General features: G+C 42.4%; 11 protein-coding genes. 8 read left to right on the top strand and 3 right to left on the bottom strand.

Features of this window, described 5'->3' with window-relative positions:
• The 3 genes from AC1DWN_RS16495 to bshB2 all read left to right on the top strand — a co-directional run.
• The coding region (locus AC1DWN_RS16495) for an ABC transporter permease (protein ID WP_477559992.1) at nucleotides 1-2,258 on the top strand (2,258 nt) is incomplete at its 5' end.
• Between the two features lie 78 nt (nucleotides 2,259-2,336).
• Entirely contained in the window at nucleotides 2,337-2,684 is a 348-nt protein-coding gene (locus tag AC1DWN_RS16500; protein ID WP_477559993.1) for a YojF family protein, read from the top strand.
• A 23-nt stretch (nucleotides 2,685-2,707) separates the two neighbouring features.
• Nucleotides 2,708-3,361, top strand: coding sequence for a bacillithiol biosynthesis deacetylase BshB2 (bshB2, locus tag AC1DWN_RS16505; RefSeq protein ID WP_477560002.1), 654 nt, complete (start codon nucleotides 2,708-2,710; stop codon nucleotides 3,359-3,361).
• Nucleotides 3,362-3,511: 150 nt separating this feature from the next.
• On the opposite strand, the gene katA is transcribed toward bshB2, so the two are convergent.
• The 3 genes from katA to AC1DWN_RS16520 all read right to left on the bottom strand — a co-directional run bounded on the left by katA (nucleotide 3,512) and on the right by AC1DWN_RS16520 (nucleotide 7,196).
• Entirely contained in the window at nucleotides 3,512-4,969 is a 1,458-nt protein-coding gene (katA, locus tag AC1DWN_RS16510) for a catalase KatA (protein ID WP_477559994.1), read from the bottom strand.
• Nucleotides 4,970-5,095: 126 nt separating this feature from the next.
• On the bottom strand, nucleotides 5,096-5,893 hold the full coding sequence (locus tag AC1DWN_RS16515) for a WYL domain-containing protein (protein ID WP_477559995.1): 798 nt from the start codon (nucleotides 5,891-5,893) through the stop codon (nucleotides 5,096-5,098).
• A complete protein-coding gene (locus AC1DWN_RS16520) occupies nucleotides 5,880-7,196 on the bottom strand; it encodes a helix-turn-helix transcriptional regulator (protein ID WP_477559996.1) in 1,317 nt (438 codons plus the stop codon). The genes AC1DWN_RS16515 and AC1DWN_RS16520 overlap by 14 nt, the downstream gene beginning before the upstream one ends.
• A gap of 194 nt (nucleotides 7,197-7,390) precedes the next feature.
• Here AC1DWN_RS16520 and AC1DWN_RS16525 point away from each other — a divergent pair, with 194 nt between their 5' ends.
• The 5 genes from AC1DWN_RS16525 to AC1DWN_RS16545 all read left to right on the top strand — a co-directional run bounded on the left by AC1DWN_RS16525 (nucleotide 7,391) and on the right by AC1DWN_RS16545 (nucleotide 13,210).
• On the top strand, nucleotides 7,391-8,809 hold the full coding sequence (locus AC1DWN_RS16525) for an RtcB family protein (RefSeq protein WP_477559997.1): 1,419 nt from the start codon (nucleotides 7,391-7,393) through the stop codon (nucleotides 8,807-8,809).
• 516 nt (nucleotides 8,810-9,325) lie between these two features.
• Nucleotides 9,326-10,432, top strand: a complete 1,107-nt coding sequence (locus AC1DWN_RS16530; RefSeq protein WP_477559998.1) for a slipin family protein — start codon at nucleotides 9,326-9,328, stop codon at nucleotides 10,430-10,432.
• Between the two features lie 232 nt (nucleotides 10,433-10,664).
• The gene (locus AC1DWN_RS16535; protein WP_477559999.1) at nucleotides 10,665-11,834 is read left to right on the top strand and encodes a YecA family protein; all 1,170 of its coding nucleotides are present in this window, start codon (nucleotides 10,665-10,667) and stop codon (nucleotides 11,832-11,834) included.
• Nucleotides 11,835-11,924: 90 nt separating this feature from the next.
• The gene (locus AC1DWN_RS16540) at nucleotides 11,925-12,689 is read left to right on the top strand and encodes an AAA family ATPase (protein ID WP_477560000.1); all 765 of its coding nucleotides are present in this window, start codon (nucleotides 11,925-11,927) and stop codon (nucleotides 12,687-12,689) included.
• A gap of 26 nt (nucleotides 12,690-12,715) precedes the next feature.
• A complete protein-coding gene (locus tag AC1DWN_RS16545) occupies nucleotides 12,716-13,210 on the top strand; it encodes a CYTH domain-containing protein (RefSeq protein ID WP_477560001.1) in 495 nt (164 codons plus the stop codon).
• The last annotated feature ends 71 nt before the right edge of the window (nucleotides 13,211-13,281 follow it).

Here is a 13,281-nt window from a genome sequence, read left to right on the forward strand (position 1 = left end):
ATGATATGCAGGGCGCTCATGAAATGTTGGAATTAGGCGGTGAAATCCACGATCCGTTTTTGGTAAACAAGTGGTGGAAACAACAAGAAGGCGTCACTGCATCCGAACTCATACCATTTAGAGACTTATCAGGAGCAATCCATAACGGTAAAGAAATACCTAATTTAGGTTTATATATGATGAATACACCTGGGCTGCCTGCTAAAGTAGATAAGCCGATCTTTGCACAAGGGGAAGCAAGCTTGAAGCCGGAACCGGGTTTTATATGGATACCCACTTCCATGGCAAAAACCTATGGAATTGCTATCGGGGATCGTGTTGGATTCAGAACGGGGATCAACGATTTCGAGTTGAAGGTATCAGGCATTGTAGTTGATATTCCTTATGGTGGACCATTCACAATATCTGCTCGTGTTTGGATGAATGGTCAAGATTATGAGAAGCAGCTAGAATCCATGCAAGGAAAAGAAAAGTATATGATGGGCCTGCGATTTGATGATTATAGCAAGGAAAGCGGTTATTGGAATCGTTTTGAGGAGTATTTTGGTGTTCCTTTTATGGAAGCTAAAACCGATTTTGCTTCCATATCTTCCTTTTATCTTATTCTTAATATGATCATTGGGTTCGTGATGAGTTTTCTTGGTGTCGTAATGATGTTTATTGCGGTATTTACCATTGGATTTACTATCTCAGATGCTATTTTGTCCAATTATAAAACGATCGGTGTTTTAAAATCTTTAGGTTTGTCTTCACGGCAAACAATAGGTACCTATGTTATTCAATATGGGATTCTTGCTGTTATAGGTATTATCCCCGGATTGATTGCCAGCAGCTTCGTATCACGAGTTATTATAGAAAGCTCACTTTCTTTTTTGAAAACGGGAGATTCGATGCTTCCTATACGAGAGAGCAATATGGGCATTATCATCGGCGCGTCTTTACTTATAATCATTCTGTTATGCGTATGGTTCTATGCGAATAAAACCAGATCGATACAGCCGGTGCAAGCCATCAGATATGGAATGTCAGAAGCGGATAATAGTAAACTGACCAGAAGATTAGGCAAAACTGGTACAAATAGAATGGGATTTCAGCGTTTCCCAGTCATATGGATAATTGGTCTAAGAGCTATTTTGAAAAGTATAAAGGGTTCTTCCCTCATGCTGATGCTAGCAGTCGTAACGTCAGCTGTACTCGTTATAGGGTTTGTCCTAATAAATAGTATTCTTTCGATTAATCAAAATTCACAGTTGTGGGGATATGATGACTCCAATATTGCAGTCAATATTTTTAATAAGTCCGCACTTTCTCGTGCTGATTTTGAGAAGGATGTATTATCCGATCCAAGAGTGAAAAACATYGGATGGGCTGGGTATGCAAACAGCGTATTCCCTTCTGTAAAGACAGCAGACTCTAAAAAAGAAAATACAGAGCCTCTAAGTATTCAGATGACTGTCATCGATGGAAAATATACTGATCTTGGTTTCACTACAGCAAGAGGACGTGATCCTCAGAATAAGAATGAGATATCTCTGGGCGTTAACGTAGCGAAGTATTTAAATAAGGAAATAGGCGATGTAGTCGAGGTATATATTCAAGGTAAGAAGCATAATCTGACCATCTCCGGTATTTATCAATCCATATCAAATATGTCCTACAATGCAAGAATTACAGCAGAAGTGGTTAAGATACCAAATACGGTCTATGATGATGTGACGAACATTTTTATCAACCTGAATGACAGCTCTTTATCAGATGAGTATATTAAGGAGCTGAATATCAAATATAAGGAATCAATTAAGGCTTTAACGCAGCAAACGCTAATCGATTCTGTTTTTAAAGATGTTGTTGCTATTTTAATGTGGCCAATGCTTATAATGGGACTATTGTTCATGTTCGTTACATTCATTATTATATATAGCACTTGTCGGATTAATATTAAAAAAGAGAGTAAAACCTACGGGATTTATAAGTCAATTGGGATGACTTCTTTTAAAATTAGACTATCTGTTACGGTTGGGATAGCTGCTCTTTCTGCAATAGGTGCTTTAATAGGCATTTTTGTTGGTGTCTATTTATTGCCTGCTATTCTGAAAGATCTAATAGCTGATTATGGCATTATTAAAATGCCTCTAGCTTTGAATTGGGGAGGTATAACAGCGATTGCATTCGTAAGTGTGATATCGGCTTGCCTTGGCTCATGGATATCATCACGGGTTATAGAACGGACATTGCCTAGAATTCTGGTTGTCGAGTAATGCACGAACCATATGTGATATAATGAATATATAGTTACGAACTAATATAAAGCTTAAGAAGCAGATGGAGGAGTACAAATGGAGCTTATCAATGAAGTGAAGGTGCAGCAGCTGATTGATAGATTGAAGGATCAAGAGCTGTATATTCACCTTGAAATGACCACGGGAGCCTACGCCGCTCATTTCGATAGCTCAAAGCATCCAGCCGCTAACTTTATTAGCAATGCAAAGGTAAGCTACTCCCATGGATTGCTAGCTGGTAGTGCACCTTATTATCGGATCGGCTTGAAAATGATAAAGGGCTGGGTATATACCGAAGGACTTACGCATTGGGAAGAGACAGAGTCGGAGAGGCTTATTTTAGCGGGGCATGATAGTAAAGGCAAGCTCGTCGTAGCCTTGCAATTAAGCAGGGAGCCCTTCTAATGAGAGAGGAGATGAGGGAAGCTATGAAACAAAATATTTTAGTTATACTGCCGCATCCAGATGACGAAGCTTTCGGAATAGCAGGATCTTTGGCGAAGTATATACAGGATGGAGCTCATGTTACTTATGCTTGCTTGACTCTAGGGGAAATGGGCAGAAATATGGGAGTTCCGCCATTTGCCAATCGGGTTACGCTTTCGGCTATACGGAAGCTTGAACTCGAGGAGTCCTGCCGGGTTATTGGTATTCAGGACTTAAGGATGCTAGGCTTTCATGATAAAATGATCGAATTTGAGCCCCACGAAAAGTTGGACGAACAAATAGATGCACTCATTAAAGAGCTGACTCCATCACTGGTCATTACCTTTTATCCGGGATACAGCGTTCATCCTGATCATGATGCATGCGGGGCGGCAGTCATTCGCTCCATTGGCAGATTGCCTAGCAACCAGAGGCCTGTTGTCCACTGTGTCGCTTTTTCGAAAAATCATGAACAAGCGATCGGGAAGTCTGATGTCAAAAATGATGTTAAGCCATTTTTGGACAAAAAAATGGCTTCTATACAAGCTCATCGTTCCCAATTTCAAGCGGCTGAGCTGCTCGGCAGCAAAACGCTTGAGGATAGAGAAATTCAAGAGCGCTTCGGAACGGAACGTTTCTGGACCTATGTATTTTAAGAAGAGTGAGACTCTTGCTTCAAAGGGGAAATAACGAAAAAGGTGGCTGTCGATAACAACTCGACAGCCACCTTTTTTTGAAATATAGGAAAGTATATCAATTCGCCATAAGGACGGCGACAGCCGTTTCACCTTGCGATAATTATTATATTAGGCCTGCTGGGATATGGATAAACCAAGACCCTCAGCAACACGCTGTCCGTACTCAGGATCAGCTTTGTAGAAATGTCCGATTTGACGAAGTTTAATATCGTCCCGATCAACAGGCTTCATAGCGCCAACGATCGTATCGACCAGACGGGTGCGTTCTTCTTCGCTAAGCAGGCGATACAGATCACCAGCTTGTGTATAATGATCGTTACTGTCATACCCAACACTATCGGCAGAACCTGTTACCTCGAATGGAACAGGCTTATGTTCAGCTGATTCGGTTGGTCCGCCGTAGCTGTTAGGCTCGTAGTAAATGGAAGCCCCGCCATTACCGTCTGAACGCATTTGTCCATCACGCTGATTATTTTTCACCTCAGCAGTTGGGCGGTTGATCGGCAGTGAGTTGTGATTGGCGCCAACACGGTAGCGATGAGCATCTGCGTAAGCGAACAAACGGCCCTGCAGCATTTTATCCGGAGAAGCTTCTATACCAGGAACAAATGAACCAGGTGAGAATGTGGCTTGCTCAACCTCTGCAAAATAATTTTCAGGGTTGCGATCTAGTACCATGCGGCCAACCTCAATTAGTGGATAATCTTTCTGAGACCATACCTTCGTCACGTCAAATGGATCGAAGCGATATGTATTCGCATCTTCAATCGGCATGATTTGAACGTAAAGCTTCCATGCTGGGAAGTTGCCACTCTCAATGGCACGGAATAGATCCTCTGTATGGTAATCCGGATTATCACCGGCGATTTGAGCTGCAACAGCTGGATCAAGGTTTTTCACGCCTTGCTCTGTTTTGAAATGGTATTTCACCCATACTGCTTGGCCTTCAGCATTTACCCATTTGAAGGTATGGCTTCCGAAACCATGCATATGTCTGAGAGTTGCAGGAAGACCGCGATCAGACATTAGAATCGTTACTTGATGGAGGGACTCAGGAGACAATGACCAGAAATCCCACACCGCATTCGGGTTTTTCAAATGTGTTTGTGGATGACGTTTCTGTGTATGAATAAAGTCCGGGAATTTGATTGCATCACGTATAAAGAAGACAGGTGTATTATTGCCGACCAAGTCGTAGTTTCCTTCTTCGGTATAGAACTTAGTAGCGAAGCCGCGCGGGTCACGAACCGTATCGGCCGAGCCAAGCTCGCCAGCAACGGTTGAGAAACGGACGAACATAGGCGTACGCTTGCCCACCTCTGATAAAAAGCTTGCTTTTGTATAAGGGGTTACATCATGAGTGACTTGAAAGTAACCGTGTGCTCCGGCACCCTTTGCATGAACAACACGCTCTGGTACCCGTTCTCTGTTGAAATGCGCTAGCTTTTCTAGCAGATGTACATCTTGGATTAATGTAGGACCACGTGAGCCGGCAGTCATCGAGTTCTGGTTGTCCCCAACGGGAGCGCCCCAACTGGTAGTTAGGTTGTTCTTCTCTGTACTCATAATAGATCACCTCATTTGATAATTTGTAAATAATCTTCAACTATCATTTTAAAGTGTCTGACAATTAAAATCAATATCTTTTTAGAATCATTATAATTAAATTTTCCGACAAAATACGATCAAAAATTAAAACCCATAACGTCCAAGAGCCTTAGTTGCGGATTCCAGCATACGCCGCTGCATCTGCTCATTGTCTGTAATGTGAACTCGTTTTCCGAGGAAGCGGGTCTTGGAAAGGACATACTCGGTTTCATTGTTAGCAAAGCTAAGTCGGATTGTATATTCGTTCTTGTCTGCTAGATAACATACCTCCTTCTCGAAGCAAGAGAATGCATACAAAATACGAGACAACTCTTGATTATATTCTTTAACAACTCGAATATTCACACTGGCCTTTCGTTTTTCCAAGAGGGCAGTAGCCCTAGCTATCATTTGTTCATATGCTTCTGAAGTGCAGGGTTGCTCACGCACCTCTACAAGCTTTTGCAGCTTAGTGCTCATCATCATCCGACTAGAAGGGCGGTACCAGAGCAGGTACCATTCTCTCTTCACCATCGAATATTCCATCTTATATGGCAAGCCTTGCTGCTCGTTATAGACGCTGCCGTCCTTCGTTTCATAGCTTAAGTGAACCAGGCTTTTGTTCATAATAGCTTGTCTCAAGTGTTTAATGAAGGGGTGGTAGACATGGGTTTCTTTACTGGGAGCCTTCTGCAGCAGATGCTCGTTTATCGAAACAGTCTGATCCTGCTCTAAAATGTGAGAAAGCTTGTTCCACGTCTCATCAGAGAAAGCTTCTATGGCAGCAGGATGCTGAAGCATCGTCTTTAGCCAGCTTCGCCCACTCGCAGTAATCATGATCGTACCCGAATCCTCTAACCGCGATAGAATCTGATAGTTAAATATTTTCTCAAATGGATTCATAGTACGCCTTGATCTCCTTCCACTCCGCAATCATTTCACTCCGCAGTTGAGCGGGTTCGAGCACCTCGCAGCTTGAGCCAAAGCTGCGAATCCATGGCTTGATTTCAATAGTTCCGTTAACAGCAATCTCATAGATAAAGGACTGTTCATCCTCTTCAATAATTTCACCCCATTGACCTTGTAGTTCCACACGCTCCTTCACGAAGTTTACAATGCCATGTCCAGGATGGAAGAACCGTACACGAACCGTAACCTTTCTCCCCGTATCAATTAACCAGCTGTATTTAAGGCGAAGTTCAAGCTCGATTCTTTTCTCCTCAAAGAGCTCAGCTGAGGTAACGTCATTTTCAATGATTTGGGTTATTCCCTCTATACGGTATTTCTTAATGCCTTGCCTTAAATGATGACCTAGCAAATACCATCTGCCATATTGATGATCGTAGACAACCTTGAGCGGAAGTATCTGCTCCTGCTTACCCACTGTCTCGCGCTCAAACAACGGGTTTGTATTTTTGGAAGCATAGCTAGTTTCCTTCTTCGGTGAGAAATAGAGAAAGCTTACTATACGCTGCTGCTGAATAGCGCTTAACAATGTGAAAAGATGAGCTTCATCCAATATGCGAGAGTAGAAGTGATACTTATAGAGAAAAGGCTCTATTTTATCGTGATCAGCGATTTGATTTCGAATATTATGCTTTTTTAAGCTGTCACGGAGCAGATAACCTTGTACCGAGGGCACCTGTGTATTGGCCATAATGTCAATAAAATCGTATAAGCTTAGTAATTCATCGTGTGATAATTCGGTGACTAGATCATTAACCATACGATATCTGAAGGGGCGCGCTCCTGCTTCTTTTCTAATAACACCAACCTGCTCCAAATATTTGAGATCCGATCGCACTGTCTTCTCGTCTGGAAGCGGGAAAGTGCCAGTAGAGCTATTGCAGCAAACATCTAGCAGCTCCATGGCTGTTAGTGATTGTTTGTGAAGGGCAGAGAGCAGCATTGATATTCGCTGACTCTCCGATTCCTTAAGTGATTTGGCGCGAAATAGAAAGAGCAGCATAGGGTCAGCAGAATCAATATAGCTGTACCGAATCGTTTCGGCGAAATCTCTTCCTTGCTCCTCTGGCAGCTGCTGATATACGGAATTAACGATTGCTTTTAACCGTTTAATTGTTTTATCGAGTGTATGTATAGAGATGCCTAATCTGTCTGCAAACTGTTGGCGATTGTAAGCACCGCTCGTTAAGACAAGCATACGCAAAAATTGAATTTCTTTATCAAAGCTTTCCTTGGCCATGCTGTTCCCCCGTTCTGGAGTCGTTCCTTATATACATTGTAGCAGGTGACTGATTTGAACAAAAAGGAAATATTTCCTCCTGTCGTAATACTTATGCCATGTTCGAGTACCTTGAAATAAGCGATGATAGAACTCGTAAGACAGCAACAAACATTACCGGAATGAACAAGAAGGAAGTATGAGGTGGAGGAACAATGGAAATGGAACATAAACGACATGGCAATAATCATTATGAAATGATGCTTGAACATGGCAGTCTTCATTTGTTTGCAAATGAGGAGGTATTCCAGTCGTTCGAACCTAGAGTATATGAAATGGCGAATAATAACCTACAAATTCCTCGGAATCAATATATGAGCTACACACCTGATGCACACATCGGAGTTGGAACATGTATCGGCACAACAGCAGTTTGGAATATGAAGGATGGCTGCGTGTCTCCATCTATCGTAGGCTCAGACATAGGCTGTGGTATGCGCGTCCATACGACATCACTGCATAAACGGGATATTCAAGACAAAGCGGTTCGCAGAGCTTTAATTGCAGCTATCGAAAAATATGTACCTACTAATGAGCGTACGAATACGAATTACAGTGATATCGATGTGATGAGCGTTGTGCAGCACGGATTGAATGGATTGCCGGAGAAGTATATTCCTGATCAGCAATGGGTGACTCATGTAGAGCAGGCCAATTTTGCTTATGATCACAAATATTTGAACGATCTTCCTCCGAAAATCGGCAAGTATGCTCATGGACAGCTAGGCTCGCTTGGGAGCGGCAACCACTTTATTGAAATTCAATATTTGGAGATCAATAAGGAGTACGAGGACTTGGCGGAAAAATGGGGCTTGTTCGACGGGCAAGTGGTCGTCATGATCCATTCCGGCTCACGGGCTTGGGGAGGTATGGTTGGCCAAGAGCACAATAAAGTGATAAAGCAAGCGATGAACCAGTGGGGTGTGAGCAATCCTGATCCGAGTCTTATCTATGCTCCGATCACTAGTCACGAGGGTCAAACCTACTTGAACCTTATGTATTCGGCGCTTAACTTTGCGGTCAGTAACAGGCATATGATTGCTTTCGGTGTGAGAGAAGCCTTTCAGGAGGTATTCGGAGCGGGATTAGAAATGCCTGTTCTGTACGACTTGATGCATAACTACGCACTCAAGGAATTCCATCGCAATCAGCCGATGCTTGTGCACCGTAAAGGTGCGACTCGGGCTCTGCCGCCCAAGCACTTCTTAAATACACCTGTATATAAGGAGACGGGGCATCCCGCTTTGATACCAGGGTCGATGGGGACATCCTCGTATATCATGATAGGGAAGGATGAAGGATTAAAAAACTTCTATTCGATCTGTCATGGCGCCGGCCGGGCAAGATCCCGCAGGGCGACTAAGGAGCTTGTTACAGTTAATGAGTTCGAGCAGTCGATGAAGGTCGGCACGGAGGACGAAATACTCGTTAATCACCGTTCCTTGCAGACTATCCTTGATGAATGCCCACAAGCTTATAAGGATGTTGATCAAATCATCGACAGCATCGTTGGCGCATCTTTAGCGGATGTAGTTGCCAAATGCAAGCCGATGGCCGCCATTAAAGGGCTTTAAGTTATTCCAATATTGCTATTAAAGATAACATCAATAATAGATGGATTCATGGATGAATGGCATACCTTGGCTGGGATTTCCTATAATCCCGCAGTGCTCACACATACTATGTGTTTGTATACTGTATGACCCTATCAATATGAATTCTCCAAAAGAATGGGTTCGATTCCCGACTCTTCGCTATAAGTGATGAGATAACTGGTAGTGTATGCTTTTCTAGAGATTTTCAAAATGATATGGTTACGGCCTTTCTCAGGAATTCTCGGATGACACCTGAACCCAGGTGTGATCGCTGCATCCAAGTCTATGCAATCGGTGGATACCGAAAAGAAATGATTTGCCATTATCGGCTGTGCGGAAGATCAAGCGCTATGAATGGAAATTACGTTCGTGATCGTTTATTGACCGTTATGCCTAGATGCAAATTTCATTTCTATTCTTAAGCCTGATTCCGTCTCAGCTGCAGGAGAATTCCTGATGTAAATGACACAAAAACCACAAAGAGGTGCATGAAGCATGTTTAAAAAAATAATTGTAAAAAACGATGAGCGCGGGCTTTTATTTAAAAAGGGAAGCTACGTCAAGCATCTTCAACCTGGTACATATCGCTATTCTACCTTTTCAGATCATACGGTTCTCTTGCAAAACGTAATGAATCGTTTAAACGTTCCGAACAAAGAGCTAAACCTATATTTGCGGGATGCAGCACTACTGGAAGAGCTCACTGTCGCAGATGTGCAAGACTATGAATACGTGCTGCATTTTGAGGATGGAAAATTTGCGTCACTTCTCACTGCTGGACTTTATGCTTTCTGGAATGTGATGAAAAAGCATACGTTTATCCGTGTTGATATAAGGAATCCAGAAATTACAGCTGATGTGGATCGGGCTATATTGCCGAAGCTGCAAGGATATTTCCAAACGGTGGAAGTAGCTAGCCATGAGTCAGCTGTTCTATTTTACAATAACGTCATGCAGGGTGAGTTGAAGCCTGGGAAATATTTTTACTGGAAAGGTCCTACGACGGTGCAGGTGAAAACGATCGATTTGCGTCAGCAGCAGCTTGATATGACCGGACAAGAAATTATGACYGAGGACAAGGTAACACTGCGGCTTAACTTTGTATGCCAATATAAAGTCGTTAGTCCACTCCAAGCATTTCAGATCAAGTCGTTCGAGGATCAGGTGTATATTTTGCTTCAGCTCATCCTACGTGAGTATGTCGGTACGTTAAAGCTGGATGATCTGCTCCGTATGAAGCAGGAAATTGCGACATTCGTGCTCTCGCGCTTGAACGAGCAGAGCGAGCACTATGGCGTACAGTTTGTGGCGGCGGGATTGAAGGATATTATTTTGCCGGGTGAAATTAAAGATATACTTAACACCGTTCTGTTTGCTGAGAAGAAGGCGCAGGCCAATATCATCACTCGTCGTGAGGAGACCGCTTCAACACGCAGTTTGCTTAACACGGCCAAGCTAATGGACGAGAACGTGACGCTTTATCGTCTTAAGGAGCTGGAGTTTTTGGAGAAGATTTGCGAGAAGATTGGCACGATCTCGCTTACAGGCGGCGGCAATTTGCTGGAGCAGTTGAACTCTCTATTGAGTGTTAAAAATGCATAAAATAGTACGTGATATAATAGTCCTGTTGGTCTTAAATAGACCTCGGGGCTATTCTTATTTTGAGTAGTTGGTTGTATTTTAATAGGCTTAATGAGACAAGCTGTAAGGGAATTGGAATATTTTGATTCGATAAAAAATCACTTTTTTTGATAGTTTGAAGTTGCARCATTGTTGAAATGCTATAATATAGATTAACTTAGCATAAGTGAAATTTAAAAATTAGGAGATTATTATGACTACCAAGCAAAAAAATGTAATGGACAAGCTATGGCCAACGCAGTCGTATCCGCTATCTTATGCGGATGCACTCGGCGCATTATCGAAGCAAGAACTAACGAATATACGGGTCAACTTAAAAATAAGCAATATGAGCAGCCTTAATAAACAAGGTCTTGTTGATAAGCTGCAGCACTTGATTCCAGAGCACGTTGGACAAATATTTCATCTATGGGATCGTGACAGGCTGAAGGTTATTCAAAAGGTGTTACAAGGTGAAGGTAGACTAACAAATCCAATGATGGAAATACAGCAATATGACTATTTTAGAGATCGCGGCTTATTATTTCCCGCGACGATAGATGGTCAAAGRATGCTAATCATGCCTCTTGAGTTGGTAGAATGGTTCAAATCATCAAATAAGCTGCCACAGCAGGACGTTATTTATCGGAATACAGACTGGATTCAGCTTTCTAAAGGACTAGTTTTTTATTATGGAACATTGACTAGTGTTCAGTTGCAGGAGCTTGCACTTTCCTATTGTGATAAAAATCAAACTGACGATGGTTTTATGGAAGTGTTAATTGATGCATCGTCCTATTACGATGAAATCAGATTTAAATCGGATGAAGTGAGCAGCTTTACGTATTTATTTGTAGATAATGCGGAGTGGGTTCGTAAAGAGCAAGCAATTAGGCCGACTATAGATTTTTATCCGTTCACGAAACAACAATTGTTGAAAGCGGCAGCGCCGGAATTCATCGATCGGAATAAGCACTATCTAGAGCTTGTTCGCTATATTCTTACTCAGTACGAGGCAGATCGTGATGATGTGGAGTTTTTGATAGACGAATGTGTGGATGTTGTGAGAAACGGTGGTAGTCTAATCGAGACTGTGCAGCTTATTCAAGAATCGTTCGAAGCACCTGACCTCGATATGATGTCAGCGATCGCTGATTTGCTTGTGCCTCTAATAAATGGTACGAAGCAATGGGCGCTTAAGGGATATTCTTCCGAGGAGCTATCAGCTATCAGAAAAAATGCGACTGTAAATGTACTGGCTGCGGCAGAGCCAGCAAAAGAAGCTGACGTAATCTCGATTACTACGAAGCAGAAAATTGGTCGGAATGATCCTTGTCCTTGTGGAAGCGGGTCAAAGTTTAAGAAATGCTGCGGGAAGCAATAGGGTTGGAAAAGGCTTGAATTGAGACAGGTGCCGAATAGTGAAGTCGTTTCAGGGAACCGGAAGATAATAGGAAGGCAGGAGTGAAACGGGATGACAAAAGGCGAATGGGGATTGTATTTAAGAAGTGCCAGTCTGCTTAGGGATACCGTTCCATCCTTTAACCAATATCCTTTTAATCTGAATGCTATTCGGGACCTGGATCAGCTTGATTTCCATCCTAAGGTGACCTATATCGTTGGAGAGAATGGGATGGGGAAATCTACCCTTATGGAGGCCATAGCGGTTGGTTTAGGTTTTAATGCTGAAGGCGGTACAATCAACTTCAATTTTTCTACGGAATCGACGCATTCGGACCTGTATCAGTATTTAAGGCTGGCACGGGGAGCGAGAAAACCTCGAGATGGATTCTTTTTTAGAGCGGAGAGCTATTATAATTTAGCTACCAATATAGATGAGATGGATCGTCAGGGTGGAATGGGTCCTCCAATTATTGATTCATACGGCGGCAAGTCATTGCATCAGCAATCGCATGGTGAATCTTTTTTTGCGACTTTCCTTCATCGTTTTAGTGGAAATGGACTGTATATTATGGATGAGCCGGAGGCGGCTCTTTCCCCTTTCCGGCAAATGGCGATGCTCTCGCGAATTAATCAGCTAGTAGGGGATAATTCCCAGTTTATTATTGCGACGCATTCACCGATATTGATGGCGTATCCGGATGCGATCATATATAATTTGACCTCGGAAGGCATCGAAAGAACAACACTGGAAGAAACAGATCATTTTATGCTGATGAAGCAGTTCATTAATAATAGAGAAAAAATGCTTCACGAGCTWTTTTTAGATGAAGAATAAAGAAAGACGAAGAGGAGAGATATGAAATGGCATTGGAGATTGAACGTAAATTTCTGCTACCTGGAATTCCAAGCGTGTTAATTGAAGAAGGAACGATTCAGGTGCAATCGGAGCAGAGAATAGAACAGACCTATTTGGCCATTGATGAAAATCAAGAAATTCGCGTACGGAGAATCGTTGATCTAGCTACAGACAAGGTGTCGTACACTCACACATTTAAGCTAGGCAATGGACTTTCACGTGAAGAAATCGAATATTCCATCTCGAAAGGTATCTATGAACAGATCGTACAAGCATTTCACTTAGTTCCATTAACCAAAAACCGTATTACGGCTGAATGGGATGGAAGAGTAGTCGAAATTGATAGCTATGATCAGATCAAGCTTACTGTACTAGAGGTGGAATTTGATTCGGAAGAAGCTGCAAATGCCTTTGTTGCACCGGAGTGGTTTGGTAGAGATATTAGCTCAGAAAGGCAATATAGCAATAAGAAAGTATGGCGTGAGCTGCAGAGCAAATAAGCTAGTTTTAAAACTTTTAAAAAGAATTTTAAAAAAAGGCTTGCATTAATAGGCGAGTACATGGTATATTC

It is taken from the genome of Paenibacillus sp. P4_A7 (assembly GCF_056402455.1).